This is a genomic window from Paenibacillus psychroresistens (genome assembly GCF_009728935.1).
In the GTDB taxonomy this organism is placed as follows: Bacteria; Bacillota; Bacilli; order Paenibacillales; family NBRC-103111; genus Paenibacillus_AC; species Paenibacillus_AC psychroresistens.
Genome location: NZ_CP034235.1, coordinates 3,907,555 through 3,925,018, shown reverse-complemented (window position 1 = coordinate 3,925,018; position 17,464 = coordinate 3,907,555). Strand labels below are relative to the sequence as shown.

The 17,464-nt window shown below is 43.7% G+C and carries 6 protein-coding genes and 1 pseudogene; 2 read left to right on the top strand and 5 right to left on the bottom strand.

Annotated elements, in window-relative coordinates:
• Positions 1–212: 212 nt before the first annotated feature.
• The 3 genes from EHS13_RS17765 to EHS13_RS17755 all read right to left on the bottom strand — a co-directional run bounded on the left by EHS13_RS17765 (position 213) and on the right by EHS13_RS17755 (position 5,146).
• Positions 213–1,178, bottom strand: a complete 966-nt coding sequence (locus EHS13_RS17765) for a glycerophosphoryl diester phosphodiesterase membrane domain-containing protein (RefSeq protein ID WP_155701649.1) — start codon at positions 1,176–1,178, stop codon at positions 213–215.
• 160 nt (positions 1,179–1,338) lie between these two features.
• Positions 1,339–2,415 (bottom strand): tyrosine recombinase XerS, encoded by a 1,077-nt coding sequence (gene xerS / locus EHS13_RS17760; RefSeq protein WP_155701648.1) that lies wholly within the window; start codon positions 2,413–2,415, stop codon positions 1,339–1,341.
• 148 nt (positions 2,416–2,563) lie between these two features.
• Complete coding sequence (locus EHS13_RS17755; protein ID WP_227014041.1) at positions 2,564–5,146, bottom strand: NPCBM/NEW2 domain-containing protein; 2,583 nt, start codon at positions 5,144–5,146, stop codon at positions 2,564–2,566.
• Here EHS13_RS17755 and EHS13_RS36255 point away from each other — a divergent pair.
• The gene (locus tag EHS13_RS36255) at positions 5,049–5,258 is read left to right on the top strand and encodes a hypothetical protein (protein ID WP_227014099.1); all 210 of its coding nucleotides are present in this window, start codon (positions 5,049–5,051) and stop codon (positions 5,256–5,258) included. The two genes, EHS13_RS17755 and EHS13_RS36255, sit on opposite strands and share 98 nt — an antisense overlap.
• A gap of 374 nt (positions 5,259–5,632) precedes the next feature.
• On the opposite strand, the gene EHS13_RS17750 is transcribed toward EHS13_RS36255, so the two are convergent.
• Positions 5,633–9,295 carry a fibronectin type III domain-containing protein gene (locus tag EHS13_RS17750; RefSeq protein WP_227013976.1) on the bottom strand — a complete coding sequence of 1,221 codons (3,663 nt, stop codon included), beginning with the start codon at positions 9,293–9,295 and terminating at the stop codon, positions 5,633–5,635.
• A 385-nt stretch (positions 9,296–9,680) separates the two neighbouring features.
• A complete protein-coding gene (locus tag EHS13_RS17745; protein ID WP_155701645.1) occupies positions 9,681–12,107 on the bottom strand; it encodes a glycoside hydrolase in 2,427 nt (808 codons plus the stop codon).
• A gap of 666 nt (positions 12,108–12,773) precedes the next feature.
• On the opposite strand from EHS13_RS17745, the pseudogene EHS13_RS36815 reads away from it, so the two are divergent.
• Positions 12,774–17,339: pseudogene (locus tag EHS13_RS36815) on the top strand (fibronectin type III domain-containing protein); the annotation flags it as partial.
• Positions 17,340–17,464: the final 125 nt, after the last annotated feature.

Sequence of the window (17,464 nt, the reverse complement as noted above, 5' to 3'; positions counted from 1 at the left end):
ACTCAATCCAAGCGTACCATGCTAAAAGTCACAAATATCAAGGGAAGTAGTTTATTCTCCTTACAATTGATCATGCTATATCCATTGGATAATAAATAGAATACAATTTTCGGAAAAGTGTACTCTTTAAGTATAAGTTACATGAATATATGAAATTAACGTGCACCGATTGAGTATCGGTACACGTTGGCGGCATAGCTTTTTTCAATTGTTTACTTCAATAAGCATAATGGAGTTGGATTAAATCCTGGATTTAGAAGCATTGGCTCTAAGGCTGTGCCTCCTGCTCCTGCTCTTACTCTTAGATCAAAAAAGCAAACAACGTATGCAACCAAGAGAAGCGGGGAAATTAATAGATTTATTAATATAAACAAAATAGCCGTATAAACAACACTCAGCATCAAGAAGCTGAGTGTTGTAGCGACTATAATCAAGACAATTGCAATAACATACATAGTAAAAAAAACTGCGAAAATACGCCAAAAGCTTCCTTTCGTCAGCCTCCAGGAACGGAATATACCCACACTATCTTCTTTTAATGCTACAAAGGGAATAAAAAAGCTCCAACGCACTACAATATAAACAAACATTAAGCAAAAAGAAGCTAGTACTATTAGTATAATTCTTGGAATTACCCATGCACTACTGAAGAAATTTTGAAAGTAATCAACTAGAAAACCATATAAACCAAACGATGACGTAAAGCTTAAAATAATCACAAAAGCAATAATAAACATCAAAGCTATAAATGAGAGAAAAAAGAAGAAAACGAAACAGCTCACCAACATTGACCAGAGCCTTTTGAACGAACGACGCATGGATTCTCCAATACGGGCAGGCTTATTTTGATTAACCGAATCTACCATAAATACTACAGTCGATATCGCAATCGATATAAATAAAACCATCATGATACCTAATACAACTGCAATTAATCCGGGAATCTCAGTGCTTACTGTATTGAGAAGCTGATCTCCTGTTAGATCTGCAGCATTTTGATTAAAGATAACAGAATTAATACTAGCCATACTTATAAAAAAATCGGAAAAAAATATAACTTCCAGCAAGTTATAAAGACAAAATAAAAGGAATACCAACAAAAAAAGCTTAACAAATAATGTGCGATAGATCTGAAAGCTTAGAATCAATATCTGTCCATATCCCATAGGTTTTAACATCTTTCCATGCAAGTAAATTCCTCCAAAATTCTCTCTAATCTATGTTATTAATTTATTTCAGTTTATGATACATTTCGTATCATGTCATGCAAGTTTATATCAGAATAGGAGAATCTTCATAGTTGATGACAACAATGATAAATTTGTAACTTCAAACTCATTACTTTCGAATATCAATCGCTTCAGACATCGTTTTATCGGTAAGATGAGCATAAATTTGCGTTGTTTCTGGTGAAGCATGTCCAAGCTGATCTTGTGTTTTATAAAGGTCGTTACGTAAATAATAATCGGTGGCAAATGAATGCCGAAGTTTGTGTACAGTCAAAAAAGGCTTTCCAAAATGCTTAGCATATTTAATCACTAAGGCTTGAATAGCTCTTTTGCTCATTCTTTCGCCACTATTTTTACCGTTTGCAACAGCGAGGAAGAAAGCATTTTCTTTTTTTGGAGCTTTATAATGAACTTGACGAAGGTCAAGATATTGACTCAAGCCTTCTGAAGCTTCTTGTCTGAAATAGACTGGCGTTTTAAATGTATCATCATTTGCACCTTTACGATAAACATATGCGAGTCGTTTTTTAAGATCGATATCATTTACATTAAGATTGGTAACCTCAGAAACACGTAATCCGGAATTTAGAAACAGACTTATAATGCAAATATCCCTAATTTTGTTGATGTGATAAGAGTACAGAGCTTGTTTATTATTGGCCACAGACAGTTCATAACCACTATTAATGTATTCTATAAACTCAATAATTTCGTTTTCTTCGAGTAATTTACCAGCTAATTTAGCAGCAGTGTCCTTCGGTTTATTCGTTCTTTTGATTTCAACTTTCGCCATAACGTTTCTCTTAAGCAGAGGATAAAAGTTCTCATCTTCAGCAATTTGACTTAAATAATGAAAAAGGGAACGAATCGATGAAAGTTTTCTTGAAATAGTGACCCTAGAATTAGGATTATTCAATCTTGATAATAGAAACATCTTGAAGTTATCAATGCTGTCCATATGCAGCTTCTCTAACTCTTCTAGAAGAATATCTTTAAATGAAGTAGCGTTCGATAAGCCTTCCCCCAATAACCAGGAAAAAAAGGCTTCGTAATCCCGGACATATTCAAGCAATGATGAAGGTGACAGATCCGGTAATTTATAATTAATGAACTTTTCAACAAACCAAGGCATCTCAGGCAATTTATTTTCCAACGTAATACGATCTTTAGCTTTAATGATGTTCAATGGCTTCCACCTCGGTTTAATTAGTTACATAATCAAAAAAATCCGTATTTTGTACACATGTAACTATAATGGAAAAGTAGCTTGTTGTCACTTTAATTATTCTTATGAAAAAAGACCGATCGATGATCGGTCTCCCAATAAGTTATCGTTATCCCCCAGCAGGATAGATTATGCGTGCGTCTCCCCAATCCGCATGATCCCAATCACTACCGTTACCGCCGTTAGTCACGACAAGCTTCAATTCATTGACGCCAGTGATGTCAAGATCAATTACTTGTGTCGCCGATGTGGCGTTCATTACGCTGCTGTCGAAAGCCAATATGCCGTTCAGCCATACTTCGAAGCTTACGGAACCGTTCCCAAACGTCTCGTCATCAACGCCAACGCTTGATTGGAATCTTGCATATTTGCCTCCGAGCGTGTAAACGACCGTTGATGCAGCATGGGTACCCAAGCCTTTCGCATAGACGACGTCGTTTAGCGTGATCGGTTTGCCATCGGACGATTTATCCCTCTGGATATTACCCCAACCCGCAACTCCGTAATCCCATGAATAGTCACTGAGGTACACCGTCGGCGACGCAGGCGGAGCCAGTACTGCAGTAACCTGGCTACTTGCATTGGAAAGATTGCTTGCCGCATCTTTCGCTTTTACGGTAAAGGTACTTGCCGTTCCCGGAATAAGTCCGGATACCGTAAACGAGGTAGCGGATGAGCCGGTAGTCGTACCAACTATGATGCCATTCCTGTATACTTCGTATCCCGTAACTGCCTTATTGTCCGTGGACGCGGACCATGACAAATTAACGCTGGTACCAGTCACGGACGCAACTATCAAATTAGAAGGCACCGTTGGTGGCTGCGAATCTGGCAGTTCTGTTGTTACGCTAAGTGCTGCACTGGGATTCGAAGCATTACCGGAGGCGTCGCGCGCGCGTAACGTAATACTGTAGGTCGTGACTGCCGTTAGCCCCGTAAGCGAGAATGAAATTTCTCCAGGTGCCGTTGAACCCGCTAGTACGCCATTTTTATAAATATCATAGCTGACGACGCCAACATTGTCAGATGCTGGACTCCAAGTTAGGGCAATCATCTCATCCGTTTTAGACGTCGAAGCGAGATTCGTAGGCACGGACGGCATTTGCGTGTCTGTTGCCCCTGGTCTGACTAGAATGATCTTCTCCTTAACATTGGAACGGCCTTCATTGTCCCAAACGACAAGAATGACCCGGTAAATACCGGCTTTATCATAGACGAAAGTCGGAATGCCAGACGAGCTAGGCAGCCCAACACCGAAGTCCCATAAATATGTAACGATGGATCCATTGTCAGTCGAGAGACTTTTGAACGTAACTGGCTCCCCAATACGAACGATAGTAGGACTTGAAAAGTCAGCGACTGGCTTCGGATTCACAAAACCGCGCGAGACCGGTTGTGTATTGTCACCGTTCTTACGTACGGTATTGCCGGACCACTCCAGATGTTGAGCATCCGTCGGATACGGATCCATTGTCACCCCTTTATTTCCATAAATGATATTCTTCGTAAAACTAAGCCGATCAACCCCTGCCGCACCAGTAATTTCGATCGCCTTACGTCCGTTGTTCGCGATGATATTGCTATCGAAAGATAGATTTTTAGCATTGCCATGGATGCGAACCCCGTTCCCCTCATAGCCGGGATAAGCGGCTTTAGGGTTGCCAAGCTGCGTATCGATAAAGCTATTTTTGTAGAAATATTGGAACTGCTCGGTTTCGCTGGAGCCCGCACCTTGTAGCTGCATGCCCCACATGACCATGTTCTTAACGAGGTTATAGCCCCACAATTGGTGGCCGGTTCCCGGTGATTGCTGAATGCCGACCTGTTGCCCTCCATCCACAATGTTATCTGTAGTCACGGCATTATCAGCCATGATTTCAAGACCCATCGATCCTACTCTTCCATCAGTAGGACGTATTACGTTCCGTCTAACAGCGATATTCTTCGAACGAACAGCACTGATCCAGAAATCCACCTGATTGTCCTCGATGATGGAATTATCGGTATTCGTATGTAACTCGATGGAAAGGCCTAACTCTTTCAAACCCGAACCTGTGATTTTATTGGATCTAACGATAGCCCCAGAGCTTCCGTCATTAACGAAAATGCCTCCACGACCCGTATTCGCAATGACGTTTCCTTCGATGACTGCATTCTTTGAATCCCAGCCTGCTCGAACGGCGGCGCCCCAGATAGAGCCTATTCCTATATTTGAGACTTTATTGTCGGTAATACGAACATTATTGGAACCGATGACGTAAAGCGCATGGGGACCGAAGCCATCTATGGCGGCGAAATCCTTGACGATCAGCCCACTCATTTCGTTGGCTCCGCCGCCTTCGGATACAGCTGCCGACATCGCTACCGTGCTGTTATTGCCGTCAAGCGTCATATTTTTGATGGAAGCGTTTGATACATTATGCAGATAAAACATGTATGTCTCTGGGCTGTCCTTGTATTTCACTATCGTTTTGATACGGTCCTCTCCGCGGATGGAAACTCCCGACTTGCCATTTACGGTACCAGCCAAATAATACGTGCCTTTTGGGAGGAGTACGGTATCCCCAGGCAAAGCCGAATTGATCGCCGCTTGGATGGCGGCTTTGTCGTCGAGAGCGTCCGTCCCGTTCGCCCCAAAATTGACGACGGATAGTGTCGCTGGTGCGACTGGACCTGCAGCGGCACCGGTCAATGGGCTAGCTGTCATAACCATAACTGCCGATAAGAATACGAGAATAACATCTTTCTTGAATAACTTCACTTTCATCCTTCAATCCATCTCCTTCATCTTTGAATTGCAGTGACTTCCAATTGAAAATTTAAAACTAACTGCTCTTGCAGCAACTTTACGATACTGGAGTCGACTCATGTTTGCGTCCTGATGCGCGGTTATTTCGGATAAAGTATCATCCCCTTTAAGATCTCGAATGAAGGCACTTGTAGAGTGCTCACCTTATATGCTATATCACTTGGTAAAACGTGGATAGTGTACAAAAGCTGAAAATGAACATACCAACGAAATCAAGGCGTATACATTTTTCGGAATCATGTACAATCATGAAAACTTCAAACTAAATTACCTTTTGAAGTATAAAAACCTTTTGGTCTATATTTAAAAATAAATACGGACTTTCCCCCACTTACCCAGAGAAAGTCCATTTATAAGCACTTAACTAAATTAGTTCGTAAACAAGCGCCCTGTAGGTATAATTTGTTTCGCTTGTGAGGCACTTGACCAGGAAAGCTGCGCGTGTGCATTTCCACCGTTCTCAATATACTCCATCTTGAGATCGTATTTCACACCGGCGGAGAGTGTGATTGTTGCACTAAGTTCTCCGTTCATAGCTACCCAGTTGTTAATCAATTGTTGCCCATTTACCCATAAACGGACACCATCATCTGTGTTCGTGTAGAAGGTATACGTTTCTGAATATTGTGGTTGTACTCTACCAGTCCAACGTGCGGTGAACCATTCACCTGGTACATCCACTGTTGGTCGGTCGCCACCCCAATCGAAATTAATGGTTGCATCGACGCGGCTTAGTGCCAGAGTTCCAAAGTCACCTGAGTAATATTGACCGTTCACGCCGTTTGTAGATGGTACCGCTGCATTTGTTGTTACACTCAGCGCAGTGCTCGCCACAGACAAATTGCCAGCCGCGTCTTTCGCTTTAACAGTAAATGAGTACGTCGTACTTGCTGTTAATCCAGTCACTGTAAACGCAGTTGCTCCCGTTGTAGATCCTGCCAGATTGGTTCCATTGTAGATATTGTAACCAGTTACACCGACATTGTCGGTCGAAGCCGTCCATGAGAGATTAACACTCGTATCCGTTTTGGAAGGTGAAGTAAGTCCTGTCGGAGCTGTCGGAGCTGTTGTATCAGAAGCAGCGTTCGTCGTCACAGTAAGTCCACTGCTTGCCGCTGACAAATTGGCAGCCGCATCTTTCGCCTTAACGGTGAATGTGTACGCCGTACTGGCTGTTAATCCAGTCACTGTAAACGTTGTTGCACCCGTTGTTGAACCAGCTAGATTTGTTCCGTTGTAGATATTATAGCCTGTTACGCCAACGTTATCGGTCGAAGCTGTCCACGAGAGACTGACACTAGTATTCGTTTTAGAAGGCGAGCTGAGTCCTGTTGGAGCAGTTGGAGCTGTCGTATCCGAGCCAGCATTCGTCGTCACACTTAGTCCGCTGCTTGCTGCCGAATTATTGCCGGCTGCATCCTTGGCTTTAACCGTGAACGTGTAGGCCGTACTGGCTGAAAGACTGCTTACAGTAAAGCTTGTCGCTCCAGTTGTAGTACCTGCTAAGGTGCTTCCGTTGTAAATGTTATATCCCGTCACACCTATGTTGTCGGTTGATGCCGTCCAAGATAAGCTAACACTTGATGAGGTTTTCGAAGGTGATGTTAAACCCGTTGGAGCTGTTGGGGCTTGAGTATCCCCTCCGCTTCCACCAGCATTATTGACATCGCAAGTTTTGTATTGGCCTACTGCAGGGTCCGTGCCAAACCCGTTAGTGGAGCACATCACGGTGCTTGTGAACGTCCCGAACGCATAGCTGCCTGGTACCCCGAATCGAACTTGCTTCGTACCTGTAAAGTTACAAGGGTTGTTCTCACCAGCACAGTTCACCCAATTGGCAGCTGGATCCGTCGTGATTGTTATGGCATTGCTTGCTGCAGATAGATTATTTGAAGCATCTTTCGCTTTGACTGTGAACGTAAACGCCGTGTTCGTAGATAAACCAGTAGCTGTGTAGGAGGTTATGATGCTTCCTGTCGTGCTAGCTAACAAGGTAGATCCATTATAAATGTTATACCCCGTGACTCCGACATTGTCCGATGAAGCTGACCAGTACAAGCTGACGCTTGTGTCAGTCTTCGCCGGGGATATCAGATTGGTCGGTGTCGTTGGTGCTTGAGTATCTCCAGCAGAAGTTGTTACGCTTAGCGTATTGCTTGCTGAGGAGACATTGCCTGCAGCATCTTTTGCTTTTACCGTGAAGCTATAGGCTGTGCTTGGTGTCAAACCCGTGACGCCAAATGTCGTCGCACTCGTCGTTGATCCGATCAACGTACCATTCTTAAACACATCGTAACCAATGACTGCGACATTGTCCGTCGAAGCTGACCATGACAGGTCAACGGTAACATTTGACTTTGTTGGTGCCGTCAAGCTTCCAGGAGCTGAAGGTGCCGTCGTATCCGGTGGACCTGAGAATACGTTAATCGATTGTTCTTTTACACTAGCTCTTCCTCCATTATCCCAGACTCCAAGAATAACCTTATAGGTACCTGCCTTGAGGTAAGTATATGTCGGGCTAGCCGTTGTAACTGGAAGTCCTTCACCAAGATCCCAGAGATTCTCTACAATGGTCCCATTATCCGTAGACGAATTCGTAAACGTAACAGATGTTCCAAGCTGCACTGTAAGCGGAGCTGTGAAGTTAGCTATCGGCTTGGCGTCGGAGAATCCACGGCTGGTAAGCTGCGTATTCGTTCCATTGCCACTTACCGTATTGCTGCTCCACTCCAAATCTGCTGCGGAGGACGGATACTGATCAATCGACGGTCCGCCATTGCCGGTGATTGTATTATTAATGAAGCTAAGACGGTCTGTACCACTTGCCGTTGTAATCTCAATGGCTTTACGGCCGTTATTAATGATTTGATTGCTGTCAAATACAATGTTTTTCGTATCGCCATGAATCCGAACCGCATTGCCGTCGAATCCAGGATATGCTGCTGCTGGATTGCCAATCGGACCGTTTTTCCAAATATTTTTATAGAAATATTGATATTGCTCGGTGAATCCTGTCCCTGTTCCTTGAAGCTGCATGCCCCACATCACGCTATTCTGCACCGTGTTGTAATTCCACAGCTGATAGCCTGTGCCAGGAGATTGCTGCATACCGACCTGCTGGCCTCCATCGACCAGATTGCCAGATGTAATCCCATGATCCACCATGACCTCTAGTCCCATGTTCCCAACTGAACCATCGTTAGCTTTGACGATATTATTACGCACCGCAACATATTTGGAACGTACTGCACTAATCCAATGATCAACATTGTTATTCTCAATTAGAGAGTAGTCCGTATTGGTGTGCAGTTCAATTCCTAGACCTTCCATCTTCTTGCCTGTACCCGTAATCGTATTGCCTCGAACGGTTGCATAAGGGCTGTCATCGTTGACAAAAATACCGCCGCGTCCCGTATTTGAAATTGTATTGTTCTCGATCAGAGCATGGCTCGATCCCCAACCCGTACGCACCCCGCCACCCCAATCAGAGTTCACTCCGGTATTGGTAACGATATTGTCGGAAATCTCGAGATAAGTTGACCCAATAGCATAGAGTGCGAAGGGGCCGAAGCCTGCACTAGCTGCCAGATCTTTCACTCTGAGGTGACGCATCTTGTTGCCAGTCCCCGATTCGGAAGTTATCGCAGATAACAACACTGTACTGCTGTTTCCATCAAGCGTCATATCAGCGACTTCTGAATTAGTAACATTATAGAGATAAAAGAATTTCGTAGCTGCTGAACCGGATGTCATTTTAATTGTTGTTAAATCACGCCCCGCACCAGCGATCTTTACGCCTGTTTTACCATTTACATTTGTAGATAGATAATAAGTGCCCGCTGGAATCAGCACAGTGTCTCCATTTGCCGCTGAATTCACCGCATTTTGAATCGCCGTTAGGTCATCAGATGTATCACTGCCATTTGCACCAAATGTGGTTACATTAATCGTTGCTGCTAAAGCCGTTGTTACCGGTATTACCGGAAGTACAAGTGTTAATGCGCATACCAAACTAAGTACCTTTTTCTTCAACTTACTAGTAATCTGATTGACCATCCTCAATAATCCCTCATTTCGGTTATTTTATTCCCGCTGGATGTTGCACCAAACGTCTTGCATACATCGAAACTTTACCTACGAACTTGTTGTGTTATCACTCCTCTCGCCTCCATTCTGCCATGCACTTATAGACACGTATACTGTAACAAATTCGAAAAAGCATACTCCGAGGCTGTAATAAATAGGAATTCATGTACCAGGGGGAAGATATTTAGAAAACAAAAAAAGACTTTTCCTTCAAATTGAAGAAAAGTATAATATTTACACCATATGTTAAGAGGTTCTGAATTAATAAACAGCAACCCCTCAGCCTTCAATATATAAAGCGAAAGGGTTACTATTTATTCTGTGTTACTGCTTAAGGAATAATACTCCATTGTTGACTAGTGGATGAACCTTGAGTCCATTGAACTGCATCGCCGCCAGCTGCAGTGGAGCTCCCGCTAACATCAAGCGCCTTACCGCTGTTTCGATTAATTAACTTATAATATCCTCCACCTGCATCGACAATTTGCCATTGCTGATTAGTGCCGCTGGTGCTACTCCATTGAATTGCATCCCCTCCATCGGTTAAGGATGATCCGCTTATTTCCAACAGCTTCTGACTATTCACATTGACAATGGTATAATAGCCACCGCCAGCATCTATCAGGTTCCAGCGTTGATTTGCCCCGCCGTTGTCCGTCCATTGAATGACATTTCCTCCATTCGATGTGGATTGACCACTAACATCTAGAACTATGCCGCTATTCCGGTTGGTGATTTTGTAATTGGTGGAAGGGTTCCATCCCGTACCCGTAGCTGCTGTTGCTCCAACATTATCGAACCTAGCTGTACCATTGTAGGTACCCAGTCCAAAATAACCAGAGGCATACGAGGAGTCATTTGTATCAATTATCGGGCTGGTCCCATTATTTAAATATACTTTGAAGTTAGTGCCTGAAGCGACGACCTTAAGATGATAGTCGGTATTCAGTGACAAAGGTATGCTGTAGGTGGCAAGAGATTGATAAGGAAATTTAAAGAGCTTAATATAATTGCTTCCCGTATCGATGGTGACGGCATAGGACATCGTTGCATTAATATTGCTGCGAAACAATAGGGTTCCCGCTCCGCCGGTGGTTGTAACACGGATGTCGCCTTCGTAAGTGAAATTATTGCCTTGCGAATTGCGCATGAAGAACGCATCTGAATTCGCTGGAGCAATCCCTTGAAGGGAAGCTCCCGTATTAGACCAGCTGCCTGCTAAAGATGTCCATCCTGTCGTTGCGCCATTGTTCCAATTGTCTAAGAAGTCTGCAGTAGATGGAGGAGAATAGCTAAGTCCGCTTATGACATAAGTAGTAACTGATCGCGCTTTGGCTTGAACATTAAGCTGCTTGCTTGTAATAGATGCGTTTGCTAGCTGTACGTTATTCTCAGTAGACGAAGTTCGATATACAGCCGCAGCACTTCCGACTTGGTTAAACCCAGACAGGTTCAAGGTATAGTCTGTATCCGAAGTCGCCGTGTTCTTCACTACGATAGCCATTTTACCTGAAGCTTTATCCCATGAAGCTATGACGTTTGAATTATCCGCATCAATAAATTGGTAACCCGGACGGATAAATTTGGTAAATTGCCCATAGGTATAATACTGCTTGGTCACATAATAATTTCCATTCGGGTTATTCGCATATGGCGCATGAATCAGATTTACGTTTCCAACATTTGAAGCTTGTTCCTCGCCTTCAACCAGCAGCCATTCGATCCAGGCACTCGGCTTGAGAATCTTCAAATCGGAAAACATTTTATCAGTTAGCTCCATTGATGAATTGAATTCTGTATGTGTGGCATCGTGCGGTCCTGGGAATACACATACTTCGTCCATCCATAGCTTTTTATCCAGTGTCTTGGACAGGTTATAAAGTGTAGTACGTTCGGAATCGCTCCCCCCATAGGTATGGGTATTGATTTTACTAATTTGGCTCTTGGTTGTGGAATTATAATAATTCAAATCGTAAATCGTATCCCCGAGAATACTTCCTTCGGATGCTGTTATTTGTGTACTTAAGCTTTTGGAGGCTAGACTTGTCGAAACTTTGTTAATGATTGTCTCTTGATCAGGTCTGGACCAGAATGATCCTTCCTGAACGCCACATCCGCCTTGATAACATCCCCACCATGAGGAATCAGGCTCGTTGAATATACTAAGGTAGTTAAACGTTGTCCCCCAGCTGTCCTTGAAATGCTTGACCACTTCGGTTAAGTAATTAGCATAATTATCGTATTGCGAAGCTTGCAGATTAGTTGTTGTCCCCGCTCCGCCACTATCCCCATTCAGCGTCATCCAATATGGAGGAGAATTAGCGAATGCTTCAGTGATGGTGACGCCTCGTTGCAGCGCCCGCTCTAATACATACCGTTGGCCAGCATCGGCATTCCAATTCCATACTCCTGCAGGGTTCAGAAAGCTGGGCATTTCTGCACCTATTAGCATATGATCGCGATTAGGATCCTCTCCTGCACCGATATTGTAACGAGCGATATTCAAGCCTAAACTAGTGCTTGGGTCACCAAAAGCTAAATCAATGATGGCATTGCGATTTGCATTGTTCCATTGACCGATTACATTCGCCCACCATGCTAATGAAACACCCCATCCTTCCCACTTTTGATGCTCTAACGCTGGATTAATTATTACGGCTGTAGATGCATGGGCTTCACGCGGCTGAATAGCAGTCAGCTGAACAAGCACGATTGCGATAACAGCGATAACACCTAATTTTTTCATTAATTTGATCATTTTAATTCTCCCTTATTTCAAATTTAGCAAACGCTTACAAATTAACCCCCAATCCAAGTCTTTTACAAGCTGCATTTCCATCTTTTCAACAAATTATCTCCTTTCTTCTATTGATTATTATAGATTTAATTCAATGGTGTAGATAACCCCTTCATTCTTCGGTTTTACTGTATGGATTTCGGGAAACGATTCTACCTGTTTTACGCAATGAGCGTTCTTGCACTCATGCTCTTGACTTGTTAGTAAATCCGTACGAGATCGTAACCTGCATCCAACTTTCTTCAGTAAGATATAAATTCGAATTAAATGACAGTTGATTTAACCCTATATTACATGAATTCCAATATTGTACAGTTTTTTTTTGTTGTCATTTTTGCCATGATTATTATGAAGTTATTATGAACTGTAAAGGAGTGGATCCGCTAAGCGAGAAATTTTCCCTATAAAAAGAATGGACTCATTGAACACCACGATTGGATCTTCATGTGGAGCAAGAAACCATCCTTCAAATTTTAAAAATCGAAATGGAGCTGAAAATTAATGTTGAAGAAAAAAACCAAAAAAGCTTTACGCATGCGTTTGTTTAGTTTTGTCTTTACCTTGTCACTCCTACTGCCGCTAATTCCGTTGCCTGGAATTGCAGCCGCTGCAACACTCAATGTTACCTCATATGGGGCTAACGGAACTGATGCAAACGATGATACAGCAGCCATTCAAAGTGTAATTGATGCGGCAGTTTCTGGCGATACTGTCTATTTCCCTAATGGAACCTATACTTTGTCCACTGGAGGTTTGGTTGCTAAAACGGGAGTTAAACTCTTGGGCCAAAGCACAGCTGGCGCTATTCTTAAATACACATCCTCCTCGGACGGCTATATCCTCAATATCAATGATAAAAGCAATACGGAGGTTTCTTACCTGACATTATGGGGGAATAACCATACCATTGCTGGAATCTGGTCAGAAAATTTTAGTACCTTACCAGGAAACCATAATTTTCATCATATGTTATTAAAAGATTTTACGATGACAACAGGCTTTGGCCCTTTTGGAATTCTAACTGCGAATTCCAATGATAATAAAATTACGGATAACCAGTTTAACAACATGGGCCCAGGCTCTATTTGGGGAGCTGCCATTCGGGCTGGCTGGAATTCCAACCGTACACAAATTCTCCGCAATGTTATAGATACCACGGGAAGAGGCGGTATCTACGCGAATGATGGCTGTCAGGATGTCGTAGTGTCCAATAATACAATCACTCGTTCCGGATTAGCAGAGCATGGGCTTTCCATTGAGCTGCATACCAATTGCGATCGCGGAATCGTCGAAGATAACAATGTGGATCATTGGCTGAGTGTTGTACGCTCCTCCTATAACGCAGTCCGTCGCAATACGGTTCATACCACGGATGGAACGGTCCAGGGCATGGGATTGGAAATCATGTCAACGAATTCAGTTACAACAGACAATTTAGTCGATGGCGGCCAACAGGTGGGCATTCAACAATCACCAGGCGAAGGCTACCAGTATTGGGGCTACAACACGGTAAAAAATATGGTTATGTGGGGCATGCAGCTGCAAGGTGACGGCTCTCCTACAGAACGATTGCAATATTTCTATAAAAATAAATTCCAAAACGGACCTAATAACAATCCACAATGCGCTTATTCCGGTTATTGCGGCAATGCAATCCGAATCAATGGGAATACTACCGAGCTTACTTTTGACAGCAATGAAATTACTGGCAATGGCAATAAGGCTATCGAGATTACCGGCGCCGGCATAGATCGTTTAAGCTTTATTAATAACACCATTACGGGAAATGCGGGTCCTTCTATTGACCAATACCCATCTTCAGCAGCTGATTTGGAATGGAGTGGCAATACAGTAAGCGGTAATGGCACGAACACGCAATTAACTTCACGCGGTTTCAGCAATGCCAAACCGGTTGCCAACTTTACGGGCGGCACTACCATTTCATTGGGCCAGCCAGTAACATTCACGAACACTTCTACGGATTCCAACGGCACAATCGTTAATAATTTGTGGGATTTTGGTGAAGGTGTCCCTGTAACAACTGTTAGTCCTACCTATACTTATCAAAAAGCCGGAACATATAGAGTAGTGCTAGTCGTCTGGGATAACCAACATCGGGCAAGTATTAAGGAGCAAATCGTAGTTGTGAGCTCAGGCCCACCAGACACTACAGCACCTTCTGCTCCAACAAGCTTGGCATCACCGTCGAAAACGGATGTTGCTGTCAATTTAACCTGGACAGCATCTACAGATAACGTAGGTGTAACAGGCTATAATATTTATAAAGGCGGAGTGTTGGCAGGTTCAACAAGCGGAGCTAGCTCTACAGCCTTTACTGTCACTGGCTTGACTGCAAGCACGGCTTACGCCTTTACAGTAAAAGCAGTTGATGGAGCGAGCAATCTGTCAGCTGCCAGCAGCACTTTGAATGTCACCACCAATGCACCGGATACTCAGGCACCAACAACTCCTGCAGGCTTAAGCTCACCGGCCAAGACGGATACAACTGTTAGCCTGTCATGGACGGCTTCGACTGATAATTTTGGAGTTACCGGATACGAGGTGTATAAAGGCGGAGTGCTTGTCGGATCGACGATTGGCGCAAGCGCAACTACATTCATGGTAACAGGTTTAACTACCAATACCACTTATTCGTTTACCGTAAAAGCCAAGGATGCGGCTAATAATCTATCTGCCGCCAGCAGCGCTTTATCAGTAACAACACCAACGGTAACTTATGTAAGTGATTTGACTTGGGTATCTGCAACCTCGGGCTGGAATACAACTCGCAACAATTTAAGCATCGACGGGAATACAATCACGCTTGCTGGCGTTACTTATCCCAAAGGGATCGGGACACATGCCAATTCCGATGTAATTTATAATATTAGCAACGGTTATAGCCGATTTGTCTCTGATATTGGTGTAGATGATGAAGTTACCCACGCTAATGCTTCTGTTATTTTTCAAGTATGGCTGGACAGTGTCAAGGTATATGACAGTGGGCTGATGACAGCCAACTCTGCAACTAAAAGAATTGATGTTGATGTAACAGGCAAAAGTCAATTAAAGATGACAGTGACTGACGCAGGTGTCAACGGTAGTGATTACGACCATGCAAGCTGGGGTGGCGCTAAATTAACGAATGGCACAGGCACACCGGATACAATAGCTCCATCAGCACCAACAGGACTGTCGAGCCCTTCAAAAACCTCCACTTCAGTCAATTTGTCATGGACCGCTTCTACAGACAATATTGCTGTAACCGGTTATGACATTTACAAAGGCGGTGTGTTAGATGGATCAACAACTGGCGCTACCACTTACACGGCATCTGGTCTAACTGCAAGCACAGCTTACAGTTTTACTGTAAAAGCCAAAGATGCGGCAGGCAATAACTCAAGTGCAAGCAGTGCTTTAAGTGTTACTACAAATTCGAGCACAGATACTACTGTGCCAACAACACCGACCGGATTAAGCAGCCCTTCAAAAACGGCTACAACTGTTAATTTATCTTGGACAGCGTCAACCGATAACATTGGTGTTACAGGTTACGATGTTTATAAAGGCGGCGTGTTGACTGGATCAACAACAGGGGCAACAACCTTCACAGCGACTGGCTTGACTGCCAATACAGCGTATAGCTTTACGGTAAAAGCCAAAGATGCGGCAGGTAACAATTCAGCTGCAAGCAGCGCACTAAGCGTAACTACGAATTCAGCGGCAAGCTGGGTTTATTGCGCAGGAGAGAATAATCAATGCAGCTTTACCGGGACTAAAGATGTCCGATACGGCGGAAACGATTCCTATGCTTATGGGACTTATACCAACGGTGTTATGTGCAGCAACAATACCTTCGGTGATCCCGCACCTGGATTCTATAAAACCTGTGAAATAAGCGATACTGGAGGCGGAGATACACAAGCGCCATCAGCACCGACAAGCCTGAGTTCTCCCTCCAAAACAACAACTACAGTTAATCTATCATGGACGGCTTCGACCGATAATGTCGCTGTGACCGGATATGACATTTATAAAGGCGGAGTATTGGCTGGTTCAACAACAGGAGCAACGACCTTTAACGTAACTGGATTGACAGCAAACACAGCTTATAGCTTTACAGTAAATGCCAAGGATGCAGCAGGCAATTTCTCAGCAGCAAGCAGTGCTTTAAGTGTAACAACTAATGCTACAACAGATACGACTGCGCCATCGGCACCAACCAGCCTGACTTCTCCTTCCAAGACAGCGACAACTGTAAATCTTTCTTGGACGGCTTCGACCGATAATGTTGCTGTGACCGGGTATGACATCTATAAAGGTGGCGTATTGGCTGGTTCAACAACAGGAGCAACGACATTTACAGTGACTGGTTTAACAGCAAGCACAGCGTATAGCTTTACAGTTAATGCCAAGGATGCTGCTGGCAACTTCTCTGCAGCAAGCAGTGCTTTAAGTGTAACAACTAATGCTACAACAGATACGACTGCGCCATCGGCACCCACCAGCTTGACTTCTCCTTCCAAGACAGCAACAACTGTAAATCTGTCATGGACAGCTTCGACAGATAATGTCGCTGTAACGGGATATGACATTTATAAAGGTGGAGTATTAGATGGCTCGACAACAGGGGCAACCACTTATACTGCAAATGGTCTGACAGCAAGCACAGCCTATAGCTTTACAGTTAAAGCCAAGGATGCAGCGGGTAATAACTCTGCAGCAAGCAGCGCTTTAAGTGTAACAACTAATGCGAGTGGTGGAACAGGCAGTATCATTCGTGAATACTGGACAGGAATCTCAGGAGGCAACATCTCCAACATTCCAACTGGAACCACACCAACCGGAACTTCAACATTGACCAGCCTTAAAACGCCATCGAATTGGGCAGACAGCTATGGAACCCGTATCCGGGGTTACATTGTTCCAACCACAACAGGCACATATACATTCTCTGTTGCTGGCGATAATGCATGCGAGCTTTGGATCAGCACCAACAACTCACCGTCCAATAAAGTTTTAGTTGGTTATATTGTGGATTGGACGAATGAAGATGCTTGGAACACTTATCCGATTCAAACCTCTGGAAATATAAGCATGGTTGCCGGACAAAGCTATTATATAGAAGTTCTGCAAAAAGAAGACAGCGGCGGGGATCATCTTTCAGTAGGCTGGACTGGTCCTGGAATTAGCACAAGAGTTGTAGTGCCTGGTACCAATCTTGCTCCGTTTTAATGAAACTTGGATTTAGGCATTCTGTATGAATGACAAACAAATGATATAAAGAATGAATTATTAACAGTAAAAACACCTCCATT